Source organism: Kribbella flavida DSM 17836, assembly GCF_000024345.1.
GTDB classification, from domain to species: domain Bacteria; phylum Actinomycetota; class Actinomycetes; order Propionibacteriales; family Kribbellaceae; genus Kribbella; species Kribbella flavida.
Genome location: NC_013729.1, coordinates 3,741,864 through 3,756,276, shown reverse-complemented (window position 1 = coordinate 3,756,276; position 14,413 = coordinate 3,741,864). Strand labels below are relative to the sequence as shown.

General features: G+C 70.5%; 11 protein-coding genes. 4 read left to right on the top strand and 7 right to left on the bottom strand.

Annotated features, from left to right (window positions below; all coding sequences use genetic code 11):
• The first annotated feature begins 116 nt into the window (after nucleotides 1-116).
• Together KFLA_RS17355 and KFLA_RS17350 are read left to right on the top strand one after the other, a co-directional pair.
• The gene (locus KFLA_RS17355; RefSeq protein WP_012921106.1) at nucleotides 117-4,022 is read left to right on the top strand and encodes a glycosyl hydrolase family 28-related protein; all 3,906 of its coding nucleotides are present in this window, start codon (nucleotides 117-119) and stop codon (nucleotides 4,020-4,022) included.
• A gap of 8 nt (nucleotides 4,023-4,030) precedes the next feature.
• A complete protein-coding gene (locus KFLA_RS17350; protein WP_012921105.1) occupies nucleotides 4,031-5,125 on the top strand; it encodes a Gfo/Idh/MocA family protein in 1,095 nt (364 codons plus the stop codon).
• Here the strand turns inward: KFLA_RS17350 and KFLA_RS17345 are convergent.
• On the bottom strand, nucleotides 5,122-5,685 hold the full coding sequence (locus KFLA_RS17345; protein ID WP_012921104.1) for a GNAT family N-acetyltransferase: 564 nt from the start codon (nucleotides 5,683-5,685) through the stop codon (nucleotides 5,122-5,124). The two genes, KFLA_RS17350 and KFLA_RS17345, sit on opposite strands and share 4 nt — an antisense overlap.
• 49 nt (nucleotides 5,686-5,734) lie before the next feature.
• Between KFLA_RS17345 and KFLA_RS17340 the strand changes: the two genes are divergently transcribed.
• The gene (locus tag KFLA_RS17340) at nucleotides 5,735-6,589 is read left to right on the top strand and encodes a helix-turn-helix transcriptional regulator (protein WP_012921103.1); all 855 of its coding nucleotides are present in this window, start codon (nucleotides 5,735-5,737) and stop codon (nucleotides 6,587-6,589) included.
• A 73-nt stretch (nucleotides 6,590-6,662) separates the two neighbouring features.
• The gene (locus KFLA_RS17335; protein WP_012921102.1) at nucleotides 6,663-7,421 is read left to right on the top strand and encodes a glucose 1-dehydrogenase; all 759 of its coding nucleotides are present in this window, start codon (nucleotides 6,663-6,665) and stop codon (nucleotides 7,419-7,421) included.
• A 60-nt stretch (nucleotides 7,422-7,481) separates the two neighbouring features.
• Here KFLA_RS17335 and KFLA_RS17330 read toward each other — a convergent pair whose 3' ends face one another.
• The 6 genes from KFLA_RS17330 to KFLA_RS17305 form a co-directional block, all read right to left on the bottom strand.
• Entirely contained in the window at nucleotides 7,482-8,756 is a 1,275-nt protein-coding gene (locus KFLA_RS17330) for an ROK family transcriptional regulator (RefSeq protein WP_012921101.1), read from the bottom strand.
• 147 nt (nucleotides 8,757-8,903) lie between these two features.
• Complete coding sequence (locus KFLA_RS17325; RefSeq protein ID WP_012921100.1) at nucleotides 8,904-10,169, bottom strand: enolase C-terminal domain-like protein; 1,266 nt, start codon at nucleotides 10,167-10,169, stop codon at nucleotides 8,904-8,906.
• Nucleotides 10,170-11,048: an NAD-dependent epimerase/dehydratase family protein gene (locus KFLA_RS17320; RefSeq protein WP_012921099.1), complete on the bottom strand. Its 879-nt coding sequence runs from the start codon at nucleotides 11,046-11,048 to the stop codon at nucleotides 10,170-10,172. It abuts the gene before it with no gap.
• Complete coding sequence (locus KFLA_RS17315; protein WP_012921098.1) at nucleotides 11,045-12,010, bottom strand: carbohydrate ABC transporter permease; 966 nt, start codon at nucleotides 12,008-12,010, stop codon at nucleotides 11,045-11,047. The genes KFLA_RS17320 and KFLA_RS17315 overlap by 4 nt, the downstream gene beginning before the upstream one ends.
• Nucleotides 12,007-12,927, bottom strand: coding sequence for a carbohydrate ABC transporter permease (locus KFLA_RS17310; RefSeq protein WP_012921097.1), 921 nt, complete (start codon nucleotides 12,925-12,927; stop codon nucleotides 12,007-12,009). The genes KFLA_RS17315 and KFLA_RS17310 overlap by 4 nt, the downstream gene beginning before the upstream one ends.
• A gap of 6 nt (nucleotides 12,928-12,933) precedes the next feature.
• Nucleotides 12,934-14,313 (bottom strand): ABC transporter substrate-binding protein, encoded by a 1,380-nt coding sequence (locus KFLA_RS17305; protein WP_012921096.1) that lies wholly within the window; start codon nucleotides 14,311-14,313, stop codon nucleotides 12,934-12,936.
• Nucleotides 14,314-14,413 lie beyond the last annotated feature (100 nt).

Here is a 14,413-nt window from a genome sequence, read left to right as displayed (position 1 = left end):
TAACACGCATGGTTTAACTTACACGCACGTCACCGCAGGGTGTGCGGCAGATCACGTCCGCCCGCCGCCCCGGCGGTCCCCCGCCTGCTCCGGCCCGCCACCTGGAGGTCCCCGCCATGCCCGTACGACGACGTCTGCTGGCGGCATTGCTGCCCGCCGTGCTGCTGACCGGCATCCTGACCACTCCACCGGCCACCGCGGCGACGATGTACCCGAGCGGCGTCGGCGCCGATCTCGGTCCCACCCCGACGACTCTCGGCGTCACGCCGGCTGCCGGCGCCGATCCAGCCGGCTTGCGCACGGGAACCGAGCAGGGCCGCACCTTCTGGCGGACGGACCAGGCCGCCGGCACCAGCTACTTCAGCTTCGACGTGGACCGCGACTACGTCGACGAGCTCGGCACCGACGACGTCGTCGTCACCGTGACCTACCTCGACAGCGGCACCGGCACCCTCGATCTCCAGTACGACGCACAGGCCGATCCGGAAGCGAGCGCCGACGACGTCCAGCTGAAGAACACCGGCCAGTGGCAGACCGGCACCTTCGCCCTGTCCGGCATCGCGTTCGCAGACCGCCTCGGTGGCGCCGACCTCCGATTGTCCGGCAGCGCCGACATCACGGTGGCCGGCCTGCGGATCAGTACGGCGGGCGCCTCCGTCACGCTCGGCGCGACGCCGGTGGAGAGCGGGATCTCGGTGCGGGCCGGGGACCGGCCGGAGAACCTGATCACCGGCGTGCAGGACGGGCGTTCCTACTGGCAGACCGACCGGACCGCTCCCGCGCCGGGCACCAGCTTCTTCTACGTCAACGTGTCCGACACCTACCTGTACGACAACCGCGGCCTGGTGCTCGTCAGCGTCGACTACTTCGACCAGGGCAGCGGCCAGTTCGGGCTGCACTACGACTCCCCGGGCGACACCATTCCGGAGAGGTTCAAGAACTCCGAGGTGGTGACCTACGGCGACACCGCGACCTGGAAGACCCACACCTTCGCTCTGCCCGACGCGGTGATGACCAACCGGTCGAACGGCGCCGACTTCCGGATCCACCACGGCGACGGCGCGGTCGATCTCAAGGTGGCGGCGGTCCGGGTCGCCAAGGTCGCCGGCGCACTCGACGTCACCGAAGGCCTGAACGACCTGATCGACGCGGCGACCCGGGCCCACAAGGCCGCGCGTGAGGGCACCCGCGACGGGCAGTACCCGGTGGGCAGCCGCACCACGTTGCTCGCCGCGATCGACGACGCGCGTGCGGTGGCAGCGACTCCGGGCGTCACAGACGTCCAGGTCAAGGCCGCACTGCAAAACCTGCAGAACAAGCTCGACGCCTTCACCGCCTCCGTCGTCGACACGAACTTCGCCCCTGCCGGCACCGCGACAGCGAGCAGCGGCACCGGCGTCGCGAACGTCAACGACCGTGACCACGGAACCGCCTGGACCAGTGGCGCCGGCGACGCCTGGCTGCAGATCGACCTCGAGACGCGGCGTGCGGTGAACGACGTCCGGGTCGAGTGGGCGCAGGCCTACTCCCCCGACTACACCGTCCAGGTCTCCAACGACGGCCAGACGTTCACCACCGTCGGCCGGACCGGCTCCCCCGGCGCCAACCAGTTCAGCAAGACCCGCTTCGCCACCACGACCGCGCGCTACGTCCGGATCGCGCTCTCCGGCTCTCCGAGCTACGTGGTCAAGGAGCTCCAGCTGCGCGAGTCCCCGGTCGTCGTGCCCCGGCCGACGCTCGTCCGGACAGTGAATCCGACTGAGGACGCCGTGGTCGCCGACTTCGACGCCACCCGGTACGGCGCCGACCGCAGCGGGCGGGCCGACGCGACCAAGGCCATCCAGAGAGCTCTCTACGCCTGCCAGGACGCGGGTGGCGGCACGGTGTGGCTGCCGGCCGGCCGGTACCTGGTCAAGGACACGCTCGAAGTCCACTCGTTCTGCACCTTGCGCGGCGACCGCCGCGACCCCGACCAGACCGGACGCGACCTCGCGAAGGGCGGCCGGGGAGGGCGCGCCCCCGACTACGGAACGGTGGTGATCGCGGATCTGGCCTCCGGTGACGACGGCCCCAGCCTGTTCCGCATCGGCGGGTCGGCCGGTGTCGTCGGCGTGACCACCTGGTACCCGCGGCAGAGCGCGACCCGGCCGGTCCCGTACAACTACACCTTCGAGATCCCCGGCGGCGCCTGGATCGGCAACGAGAACTACATGATGGCGACCGTCCAGGACGTCACCCTGCTGAACTCCTACCGCGGCCTCGGCATCAGCACGATGCCCAGCGACCGGGGCACCGCGCCGAGCTCGGGCCAGGTGCACGAGTCCAGCACCATCCGGAACATCCGCGGCACCGCTCTCTTCGAGGGGGCCCGGGCCTACAACGGCGCCGACGTCGGCACCTGGGAGAACGTGACCTTCAGCAACGCCTACTGGTCGCAGGCCCCGGCCGCCTTCCGGCCGCCGGCCCGCGAGGCGCTGGACAGCTGGACCCGGGCGAACGGCACCGGACTGGTGCTCGGCGACCTGGAGTGGGACCAGTTCCACAAGATCACGCTCTCCGACTACAAGGTCGGCATCCAGGTGGTGGCCGGCCAGCGCGCCCAGTTCACCGGCAGCTTCCTGCAGCCCGACATCCGCCGCACCGGCACCGCCATTCTGGTCGACGTCATCGACGACCGCTGGGGCATGACGCTGGCCGGTGGTCACGTCGAGGGCAGCGCACACGCGATCCGGAACAACTCCCGCGGCTACGTGAAGATCACCGGCACGGAAACCCAGGGAGCGCTCTCCGGCACCGTTCACCGGATGTCGGGCACCGCTCCCACGTACACCCAGCGCCCGCTGCCCGCGCCGGCGCGCAAGAGCCTCACGGTCGTCGACGCGCCGCACGGCGTCGGCTACCTGCCCACGGCCGACGCAACCAGAGCGGTCCAGAAGGCGCTGGACCAGGCCGGCCGCAACGGCGGTGGCATCGTCTATCTGCCCGCCGGGTGGTACCGGATCGGCACCCACCTGACCGTGCCCGCCAACGTCGAGCTCCGCGGCGCTTCCGCCGTACCGAACCGGGACCAGAGCGGCGCGAGCGGCGGCACCGTGCTGCACGCCTTCGAGGGCCGCGGCACCGCCGCGTCCGACACCGCCACCGCGCTGCTCACCCTGAACGGCAGCCGGGCCGGCATCCGCGGACTGCGTGTCTTCTACCCCGAGCAGAACCCCGGCAAGCCCGAAGGCATCGTCGCCTACCCGTACGCCGTCCGCGGCAAGGGCAGCCAGACCTACGTGATCAACGCAGGCTTCCCGAACGCGTGGAACGGCATCGACCTCACCACCCACCGCAACGACCGGTTCGTCGTGCGCAAGGTGGCCGGCGCGTTCTTCGACCACGCGATCTCGGTCGGCCGCAGCGCCGGCGGCCGGATCGAGGGCGTGCTGTCCAACGGCAACGCGGTCACCCGGGTCGGCTACCAGCAGCCGCACTGGATGAACGAGGGCGGCATCTTCGAGCTGGTGATCGACAAGTACATGCGCAAGCAGGCCACGATCGTCACCGTCGACGGCGCCACCGGGCTGACGCTGTTCAACGTCTTCGCCTACGGCTTCCACGACGGCCTGGTGGTGAACGACGGCCAGGTCGACGCGTTCAACCTCGGCACCGACAACCTGGGCGCTGACGGCCACACGGTGAAGGTGGTCAGGGGCGACGTCGAGGCCACCAACCTGGCCCGCTACAACGGCGCCACCAGCACCGGTCCGGTCACCCTGCACAACGTGATGGTGATCAACGTGAACCAGCGCCCGGTCAGTGTGCAGGCCAGCGGCGACGGCACCGTGAAGCTGCTCGGCAACGAGTCCGAACCCGGCACGTACGAAGTCGGCGCGCAGGTCACCGCGACGGCCACGCCGGGATCGGATAGCGTTTTCCAGCACTGGACCGTCAACGGCGACGTGGTCTCCACCGACGCGTCGTACAGCTTCACCGTCACGGCGGACCAGGTGCTGACCGCGCACTTCACCACTGGTTAAGGAGCAAGATGGCTGACTCGACCACGCCGCACCAGGTCGCGATCGTGGGGTGCGGCATCATCGGGCACACCCACGCCGACACCGTCGCCGCCCGGGCCGACGCGGTCGTCACCGCCCTCGTGGACGGCGACGAAGCCGCGGCCTCGGCCCTGGCGGCCCGGCTCACCGAGGCCGGGCAACCGGAGCCGACGGTGTACGCCGACCTGGGCGCGGCGCTGGCCGGGTCGGACGTCTCGCTGGTCGCGATCTGCACGCCGAGCGGGACCCACGCCGCGCTCGCGGAGCAGGCCCTGGCGCAGAAGGTGCACGTGGTGATCGAGAAGCCGCTCGACGTCGACCTGCCCCGGGCCCGCCGCCTCGGCGCGGCGGCCACCCGGGCGGCGAACCACGGCGTGATCTCCTCGGTGATCAGTCAGCACCGGTTCGATCCGGGCAGCGCGCGGGTCGCGGAGGCCATCCGTGCCGGCCGCTTCGGGCAGCTCACCTCGGCGGTCGCCACGGTGGCCTGGTGGCGCAGCGACGAGTACTACGCGTCCGCCGGCTGGCGCGGGACCTGGGCACAGGACGGCGGTGGTGCGCTGATGAACCAGGGCGTGCACACCGTCGACCTGCTGCTGTGGTTCATGGGCCGGCCGGTCAGCATCCAGGCCCAGGCCCTGCGCGCGGCTCACCACGCGATCGAGGTCGAGGACACCGTCGTCGCCACGCTCACGTTCGAGAACGGCGCGGTCGCCACGCTGCACGCGACCACCGCGGCCTTCCCCGGCGGCCGCACCCGGGTCTCGGTGCACGGCACAGCGGGCGGCGCGGAGCTGGAGGACGACGTACTGCGCCGGTTCACCGCCGACGGCAAGGAGGCGGACCTCCCGGTCGAGACCGAGCCACCCGGCGGCCACGTCGCGCAGTACGCGGACATCTTCGATGCCATCGGCAACGGCGAGCAGCCTGGCATCACCGTGCACGACGCGATCGACGCGCTGGCCACCGTCCGCGCCGTCTACGTCGCCTCGACCCTGCAGCGCCCCGTCAAGTTCGCCGACGTGCTCGAAGGCCGGTACGACGACGTCGACGTCTCCCGCGGCATCGGCTTGCCGCCCGGCTAGGCCGGCGGCTGTCCGGGCTCGCGGTCGTTGAGGATGCGCTGATAGAGGTTGCTGTCGCGCCACTGGCCGTCGATGTGCAGATAGCGCGGTGCGAACCCGTACTGCTGGAAGCCGCACTTCAGCAGCACCCGTTGCGACCTGGTGTTGTCGTGGTTCGTGCTCGCCGCGATCCGATGCAGCAGCAGGATCTCGTCGGCGATCGCGCACACCTCCGTGACCGCGGCCGTCGCCAGTCCCCGGCCGACCTCCGCGACGTCGACCCAGTAGCCGAGGTCGGCATTGCGCCACGGCCCCAGGACGATGTTCGACAGCGTCACAGTGCCGATCACCCGCTCACCGTCCGCGAGGACCCAGGGCACGGTGTTGTCACGCTCCAGCAACTCGGCGATCCTGGCCGCCTGGAAGTCCGGGTCGTACCACTGCGCATCTCGCCGCGGCTCGTACGGCGCCAGCTGCTCGCGGCTGCGCCATTGCGCCTCGCAGAACGACGCGGCGTCATTGGTTCGCAGCGGCCGGAGCAGAACGTCAGGGCCGAGTCGACGGGTCAGAGCCGAGGTCATCGGGACAGGTTAAGCCGTCGGCCGCGCGGCAGTTTCGTTACCATGCCTCATGGCCGGTGAACGCCCTGCCGTGGGCCAGCAACGGCGCGAACAGCTGCGCGACTTCCTTCGGACCCGTCGGGCGCGGCTCACCCCCCGCGACGTCGGTCTGCCGACGTCCGGGCGACGGCGTACGCCGGGACTGCGGCGCGAGGAGGTCGCCACCCTGGCCGGCGTCGGCGTCTCCTGGTACACCTGGCTCGAGCAGGGCCGCGCCATCAACGTCTCCGTCGAGGTGCTCGACGCGATCAGCCGCGCGCTGCGGCTCACCGGCCCCGAGCGAGCGCACCTGTACGTGCTGGCCGGGGTCAACCCGCCGCCGGCCGCTCCCGCGCCCGGTGCGGAGATCACCGCGGAGCTCCGGCACCTGCTCGACGCGTGGACGGCCGGCCCCGCGATGCTCCAGGACCGCTCGTGGAACCTGCTCGCGATCAACGACGCCGCCCGGACCGTGTTCGGGTACGACGACACCGACTACAACTGCCTGGTCTCGTACTTCACCAACGCCCGGTACCGCGCCCTGCACGTGCACTGGACCTCACTCGCACCGGAAATCGTGGCGGCCTTTCGCGCCGATGCGGCGAAGTACCCCGGTGACCCGGGCTTTGCCGCGGTGATCCGGGAGCTCAGCGCCATCAGCCCGGAATTCGTGGAGCACTGGCAGCGGCACGACGTGGCCACGCACACGCAGGCGGTCAAGGCAGTGCTTCACCCCGCAGCCGGCGAGCTGATCTTCGACAAGACCGCACTGGTTGTCGCGGACCGCCCGGAGTGGCGATTGGAGCTCTACCAGCCACGCCCCGGGTCGGGGACCAAGGAGCGGTACGAGCAGCTGCTGAGCACCCCGTTGGTCCGGCCGGCCTGACCGAGCCTGGTGGTGCCACTCACAGGTTCAGCACGCACTGTTCGTGGGGTGGGCGGCTCGGCAGGCTGAAGTCATGACAACGAGCATCTCCCGTTTCCACGACAAGTTCGCCCTCGTCACCGGCGGCACGAGCGGCATGGGCCTGGCCACCGCGCGGCGCCTGCTGGCCGAAGGGGCACAGGTGGCCGTCACCGGCCGCGACAAGGTGCGGCTCGACGCCGCCGTCGAGCAGCTGGACGCCGGTGGCCGCGTCCTCGCGCTGCCCGGCGACGTGGCGAACGTGGCCGATCTCGACGACCTGGCCGCCGCGATCCGTGACCGGTTCGGCCGCCTGGACGTGGTGTTCGCCAACGCGGGCGTCGCCACCTTCGGACCGTACGGCGAGGTCACCGAGCACGAGTTCGACCGCGTCGTGGGCATCAACTACAAGGGCGTCTACTTCACCCTGCAGAAGACGATTCCGCTGCTGTCCGACGGCGCCGCGATCGTCATCAACGCGTCCTGGACGCTGCACCGCGGCCTGGCCGGCAGCGCGCTGTACGCGTCGACCAAGGCCGCGGTGCAGAGCATGGCCCGCACGCTCGCCGCCGAGCTGGCCCCCCGGGGCGTGCGGGTGAACTCGGTGAGTCCCGGCTACATCGAGACCCCGATGTTCCACGACGCGATTCCCGCCGACGAGCACGCGGCGGTGGTCGCCAAGGTGGCCGCCGGGCGGCTGGGCCAGGCCGACGACGTCGCCGACGCGGTCGCGTTCCTCGCCTCCGCCGAAGCCTCCTACATCAACGGGCAGGACCTGGTCATCGACGGCGGCCTGGTCGCCGCGGTGGCCTGACCGGCCGGCGGCCGAACCCCGTCGTATCCTCGCCGCCGGACGACGAGCCGGTCCGTCGCGCTACTTCGGCAGCCGGCGGGCCTGGCTCGAACCGCCCACCCGCGGCGTGAAGGCGTCGTGGAAGATCGTCGACGCGGCACCGACCGCGGCGGCGTCGGTCTGCAGCATCGACTCCTCGACCGCGACCGTGCGGGTGCCCTTCGCGATCGGGAACGCGTTCACCGCCCGGTCGATCTCGGCCAGCAGGTCGCCCGCGATCTCCGGCTCGAAGGCCGGACCGCCGACCACGATCAGGTCGATGTCCAGCAGGTCGACCAGTCCGACCGCGCCCTGCGCGATCACGCCGGCCACCTGGGCGACCGCCTTCCGGGCCGCCTCGTCACCGTCGGCCGCCGCCCTGCAGACCGCCTTGTAGCGCTTCGCCTCGTCGGTGGCCTGCGGGTCGGTCTCGACGTAGCCGAAGCCGGCCGCGATCACCGGCAGCGACGCCGTCGGGTTGCACTCGGCCATCATCCGCGGGCCGCCGCTGCCGTCCCACTCCCCCATCCGCAGCGCGGCCAGCTGGCCGAACTCGCCGGCGTTCGCGGTCAGGCCACGGTAGATCGAGCCGTTCAGGATCAGGCCGCTGCCGACCCCGGTCCCGAGGTACAGGTAGGCGAAGTCGCGGGCCCGGGCCGAGCGGCCGATCCAGCGCTCGCCGATCGCGGCGGCCGTGCCGTCCTTTTCCACCAGCACCGGGTGGTTGAGCTTGTGCTGCAGCAGCTGCCGGATCTCCAGCCCGCGCCAGGCCGGCTGCAACGGCAGGTCGAGCAGGGTGCCGTCGGCGTTGATCGGCCCCGGTACGGCGACCCCGACGCCGAGCAGCGAGGCGGTGTCCACCTGGCTGATGCTGACCGCGGCGGTCACGGTCGCGGCGGCCAGGTTCACCAGCCGGTGCGCGTCGAGGTCGGCGGCCAGATCGACGGTCTCCCGGCGCACGATCGTGCCGTCCAGGTCGACGACCGCGACGGTCAGCAGCTCCGGGTCGATGTGGATGCCGACCGCGTGCGCGGCGTTCGAGCGCAGCCGGACCGGCGTCCGCGGCTTGCCCAGCCGCTCGGCCCGCTCCTGCGCCTCCTCGACCAGCAGGCCCTGCTGCAGCAGCACCCGCAGGATCCGCGACACCGACTGCTGGGTGAGCCCGGTCCGCCGGGAGATCTCGGTCCGGCTGATGATGCCGGCCAGCCGGATCGTCTCGATGATCACGGCCTCGTTGAACGAGCCCAGGTCGTACTGGTTCGCGCCCGACCGGGTCGGTTCGTCCAGCACCGCCGCGTCACTGTCAGGCGTGACCATCGCCCACCTCCTCGTCCTCGTGTCCCCGGATCGGAACAGCAGCTGCCGCGAGCACCGGTCAGCTCGGCACGTCAGCGCAGATCGTACGCCTCGCCCGCTCGCCGTCGCCCGGCTGCGGCCCGCGTGCCGGGACCGGGCCCGCCCTGCTCACGGCGCCTCCAGCGCTCCGTCGATCCGTCGTACGCCGGCCGCCCACTCGTCGTGGCCGGACAGCTCCGCGGGGTACCGGGCGGCCGCCTCGAGGTCGATGTCGATGCCCCAGCCGGGTCTCTCGTTCGGGGTCAGCCAGCCGTTCCGGATCCGCAGCGTGCCAGGGAAGACCTCGTGGGTGGCGTCGTTGTAGATGTGCCCCTCCTGGATGCCGAAGGCCACCGAGCTGACGTCCAGGGCGACGTTGGCCGCGGCGCCGATCGGCGAAGTGTCGCCCGGCCCGTGCCACGCCGTCCGGACCCCGCAGAGCTCAGCGAGGTCGGCCAGCTTGCGCGCCGGGGTGAGACCGCCGATGTCGGACACGTGCGAGCGGATGAAGTCGACGCCGCCGTCGCGGACCAGCCGGACGGCGTCGCTCATCGAGGTGGTCAGCTCGCCGACGGCCAGCGGCACCGGAGAGGCTGCCCGGACCTCGGGCAACCGGTCCCAGTGCTCGGGCGCCAGCACGTCCTCCAGGAAGAACAGCCGGTACGGCTCCAGCGACCGGGCCAGCAGCACGGCCTCCTTCGGCGTCAGCCGTGAGTGGGTGTCGTGCAGCAGCTCGATGTTGTCCGGCAGCGACTCCCTGGCCGCCGCGAACAGCTCCGGCGTGGTCCGCAGGTAGTCCCGCGCGGACCAGCCGTTGTGGTACGGCATGTCCGGGTACAGCGTGGCCAGCCGCGGCGCGCCGTACCCGCCGCCTCCGGGCGTGGACACCTGCAGCCGGATGTGCCGCCAGCCTTGGGCGACGAGCTCCTTGGCGTGCTCGAGGCACTGCTCGATGTCGATGCCGCTGGCATGGATGTAGGTGTCGGCGGCCGCCCGCACCTTGCCGCCGAGCAGCTCGTGCACCGGCATGCCGGCGCGCTTGCCGGCGATGTCCCACAGCGCCTGGTCGATGCCGGAGATCGCGTTGTTCGTCACCGGACCGCCACGCCAGTACCCGGAGAACGCCGCCAGCCGGGTCAGGTCGCCGATGTCACCGGGGTACCGGCCGATCATCAGCCGGGCCAGGTGCTCATCGACGAACGTCTGCACCGCCTTCCACCGCTGGGTGAAGGTCGCGCAGCCCAGCCCGTACAGGCCCGGCTCGGTGGTGTCGACCTTCACCACCACGAGCGGGATGCCCTGCGGCGCGGTGACGATCGCCTTCACCGCGCGGATCCGGACGTCGTCGCGGACCGGCCAGGGCTGGGCGAAGGTGGCGGGCGTCTCGTGCGGCATTCAGCTCTCCAGTCGGTGGGTCGGCAGGTCCAGCTCGTGCTGGGCCTGGAAGCCCAGCACCGTCCGCGCGGCGGTCAGGTCGATCGGCACCTCGCGCCCGCTGAAGCGCCGCAACCGGGGCACCGCCGGCGCGAACGCGTCCAGCAGCTCCTCCGTCGCGTACGGCGCGTTGGTGGTGTTCGCGGCGACGAAAAACGTCTGCTGCCCCTTGAAGGGCGCGGTCAGCCCCAGCTCGATCGCGTACGCCGCGTCGCGGACGTCCAGGTAGGCCCAGCCCTCCCGCATCCCGGCCGCCGGGTTCACTCGCATTCCCTCGGCCTGCCGGCGCAGCGCCCCGGCCGAGTTGACGTGCGGGAACCGGAACGCCACCACGTCGATGCCCCAGTGCCGCCAGGCCATCCGCGCGGTGTTCTCGTCGTTCTGCTTCGACAGCGAGTACCAGTCGGCGACGTCAGACGGGATCTTCTCGTCCAGCGGGAAGTACGCCGGCGCGACGTCGTGCGGGTTCATCGGCACGCCGTACGCGTTGATGCTGCTGGCGATGACCGCCCGGGAGATTCCCCGCGCGCCGGCCTGGGCGAGCACGTTGAAGGTGGAGACCACGTTGCCGGTGTACACGTCGTACGGCGTACCGGAGTCGCGGTGGGGCAACGCGGCGAGGTGCACGACCAGGTCGACGCCGTCCAGCGCGTCGGCGACGTCGTCCTCGGACCGGGTGTCGCCGATCACCACCCGGTCGGCCTTCAGCGACGGCTCCTCCACGATCGTCAGCGCGGTGACCAGCGCGCCCTGCGCGGCCAGGTGCTCGGTGGCGACCGACCCGATCCGGCCGGCCGCCCCGGTGACCAGCACCCGGGCACCGCTCAGCGATGAACTCACTCCTTGATCCCTCCCGACATCCCGACACCTCTGAGGAACTGCTTCTGGAACACCAAGAACAGCACCACAGGTACCAGAACCGCCAGGAACAATGCGCTCATCTGCAGGGAGATCTCGGTCGTCTCCTGCACCCGCGGCAGCGCGACCGAGATCGGCTGCAGCTTCGGGTCGGGCAGCACGAGCAGCGGCCAGAGGTAGTCCTTCCACGAGGCGATCACGGTGAGCAGCGCGACCACGCCCAGGATCGGCTTCGACAGCGGCACGATCAGGCTGGTGAACAGCCGCACGTTGCTCGCGCCGTCGATCCGGGCCGCCTCGATCAGCTCGCGCGGGATCGCGTCGAAGTACCGCTTCATCACCAGGATGTTGAACGCGCCGGCCGCCTGCGGCAGCCAGACCGCCCAGAACGTGTTCTGCAGGTTCACCCCGAGCACCGGCATCTTCAGGATGGTCAGGTACAGCGGGACCAGCGAGATCACGCCGGGCAGGAACAAGGTGGCCAGCACGGCGCCGGTCACCACCGGTCCCCACTTCGGCCGCAGCACGCTGAGCACGAAGGCGCCCGTCGTGCAGACGAAAAGGGTGGACAGCAACGATCCGATGGCGATGATCGCGGTGTTGCCCAGGTACGAGCCGATCTGCACCTTGGTCCAGGCGTCCGGCAGGTTGGACCACTGGATCCCGCTCGGCCAGAGCTGCATCGGGCCGCGCACGATGTCCTGGCTGGTGGACAACCCGGACTTGAGCAGCCACACCAACGGCCCGACGCCGGCCACCAGCACGCCGATGAACAGCAGCACCTGGACGGCCGGCAGCCCGTAGCGGACGAGCGGCCGCCTGCGGTCGGCGGTGGAGATGATGCCGCGTTCCTGCGGCTCGGCCGGACGCCGCCGGCGCCGGGCCTCGGTGGTGGCCTGGTCGGGCGCCGTGGCGACCTGTTCGGTGATCGGGAGACTGGTCATGTCGTGCTCCATCGCCGGGTGAGGAAGTGGTACACGACCGACAGCACGCACAGCACCGCGGCGAGCAGCACGCTGAGCGCGGTGGCCGCGCCGAAGTCGCCGTTGACGAACGCGTAGCGGTAGATCAGCAGCAGGATCGTCGTGGTCGCGTTGTCCGGACCGCCGCCGGTGAACAGGAACGGCTCGGTGAAGACCTGGAACGTGCCGATCAGCTGCAGCAGCATCATGATCGCGATGATGCCGCGGATCTGCGGCAGCGTGACGTGCCAGACCCGGGACCAGATGCCCGCCCCGTCCAGCTCGGCCGCCTCGTACAGCTCGGTCCGGACGCCGGTCAGCGCGGCCAGGTAGATGATCGCGGTGGCGCCGGCGCCGGCCCAGGTGGCCTCCAGCACGATCGCCGGCATCGCCAGGGTCGGCGAGTTCAGCCAGGACAGCGGATCGATGCCGAACCAGCCGAGCACGGTGTTGAACACGCCGGTCGCGCTCGGGTCGTAGAAGAACTTCCAGAGCAGGATCGCGGCCACCGGCGGAACCACCGCCGGCAGGTAGGACAGCACGTTGTAGAGCCAGCCGGTACTGCGCAGCTCGCTGATGAACACCGCCAGGAACAACGGCACGGGGAAACCGAACACCAGTGCCAGCAGCGCGAAGTACAGGGTGTTGGCGGCCGCCTGCGGGAGCTGGGGATCGGTCAGCACGTAGCTGAAGTTGGACAGGCCGACCCACTCGGGGGCGGTCACCAGGTTGTTCTTCTGGAAGCTGAGCACCAGCCCGCGCACGATCGGGCCCCAGGAGAAGTACAGGAAGACCAGGATCAGGGGCAGGACGAAGAGCACGGCGCTCAGCCCGCCGGAGCGGTACCAGGTGAGCACGCTCCGGCGCGAGCGGACGTTCGGTCGGATCGACAGGGCCATGGTGGCTTACCGGGCGAGTCGCGCGTCGATCTTCGAGGCGGCGTCGGCGAGCAGTTTGTCGATGTCGGCGTCCTTCTTGGTCAGCACCTGCTGGACCACCGGGTCGAGCAGCGCGTAGACCTCCTGGCCCTTGTTCGACGGCTCGGGCAGCAGCTCGAGCGTCTTCATCGAGTCGCTGTAGCCCTTGAACTGCGCGACCGGCACGTTGTTGTAGGGCTCACGCCACTTGTTGTACTGGTCGTAGGTCTCCTGGCTGAGCGGCGTGACGCCCGGCCGGCCGACGAAGCCCTTGTCGGCGATCGCGGTCTTGGCGTCCTGCACCGCGAGCTGCTCGTCGGTGTACTTGTCGAACTCCGTCGCCTTGATCCACTTCAGCGCGGCGACGATCTCGTTCTTGGACGCCTTCGGGTTGATCATCTTGATCGAGCCACCGGTCAGCGTGCCGTGCGGGCCGCCGTCCTGCGGCAGCCCGCCGTGACCGTAGTCGGCCGGCTTCATGCCGAAGTTCTTCACGCACATGTCGTAGGCGTCGGAGGCCTGCATGACCATGCCGATCTTGCCGGCCGCGAAGTCCTGCCGGACCTCCTCCTGGTTGTAGAGGAAGTTGCTGCCCATCGTGTTGTCGGTCCAGCGCATCTCCTGCAGCAGCCGCAGCGCCTTCTTGGCCGGGGCGTCGTCGAAGGTGCTCTTCTTGCCGTCGTCGGACTGGACCGTGCCGCCCATGCTGTAGGTCATCGTGGTCAGCATCCAGCCGCCGGTGTTGTCCTTGGTCAGCTGCGCGTACCCGGCCTTGCCGGTCTTCTCGGTGATCTGCCGGGCGTACTGCCGGACTTCGTCCCAGGTCGTCGGCGGCTTGTCCGGGTCGAGCCCGGCTTGCGTGAACAGGGCCCGGTTGTAGGCCAGCCCGACCGAGAACGCCTCGAACGGCACGCCGTAGATCCGGCCGGCGTCGTCCTGCACCAGTTTCAGGGTCTCGGGGTTGAGGTCCTTGGTGAGGTCGACCAGCTTGAGCTCTTCGGTGATGTCGGGCAGTTGCTTGTTCGGGATCATGTTCAGCGGCTCGGTGAAGCTGATGCTCATCACCGTCGGCAGCGAGCCACCGGCCACCTGGGCCTGGAAGGTCTGCGCGTCCCACTCGGTCTCGGTCGACTTCACCGTGATGTTCGGGTGCTTGGCCATGAAGTCCTTCACCTTGCGGTCGAAGGACGCGACGTCGGCCGGTTTGTCCGGCTTGGGCCGGTTGCCCACGGTGATCGTCACCGGCGCGTTCTGGTCGATCGCGCCGCCGCTGTCCGCGGCCGGCGTGGTGCCGTCCGCGCAGGCGGCCGCCGCCAGCAGCGCCACCGCCGTGGACAGGGTCGCGACGCGCCTAGCCGTTCTCGTCATCGGAACTCCTCAGCTCTCCGGGAGCACCCCGCCACCGGGCGGTCAGGGGTGTGGTGTGGGCCACAGCAGGCTCCAGTGCCGAGTAAGTTAAACCATGCGT

Bases quoted from the DNA above. Each gene is read 5' to 3' on its own strand.
- KFLA_RS17330 (WP_012921101.1), bottom strand. From the start codon at position 8,756: ATGGTCACGCCTGACAGTGACGCGGCGGTGCTGGACGAACCGACCCGG.
- KFLA_RS17325 (WP_012921100.1), bottom strand. From the start codon at position 10,169: ATGCCGCACGAGACGCCCGCCACCTTCGCCCAGCCCTGGCCGGTCCGC.
- KFLA_RS17315 (WP_012921098.1), bottom strand. From the start codon at position 12,010: ATGACCAGTCTCCCGATCACCGAACAGGTCGCCACGGCGCCCGACCAG.
- KFLA_RS17340 (WP_012921103.1), top strand. From the start codon at position 5,735: ATGGCCGGTGAACGCCCTGCCGTGGGCCAGCAACGGCGCGAACAGCTG.
- KFLA_RS17305 (WP_012921096.1), bottom strand. From the start codon at position 14,313: ATGACGAGAACGGCTAGGCGCGTCGCGACCCTGTCCACGGCGGTGGCG.
- KFLA_RS17345 (WP_012921104.1), bottom strand. From the start codon at position 5,685: ATGACCTCGGCTCTGACCCGTCGACTCGGCCCTGACGTTCTGCTCCGG.
- KFLA_RS17335 (WP_012921102.1), top strand. From the start codon at position 6,663: ATGACAACGAGCATCTCCCGTTTCCACGACAAGTTCGCCCTCGTCACC.
- KFLA_RS17350 (WP_012921105.1), top strand. From the start codon at position 4,031: ATGGCTGACTCGACCACGCCGCACCAGGTCGCGATCGTGGGGTGCGGC.
- KFLA_RS17310 (WP_012921097.1), bottom strand. From the start codon at position 12,927: ATGGCCCTGTCGATCCGACCGAACGTCCGCTCGCGCCGGAGCGTGCTC.
- KFLA_RS17355 (WP_012921106.1), top strand. From the start codon at position 117: ATGCCCGTACGACGACGTCTGCTGGCGGCATTGCTGCCCGCCGTGCTG.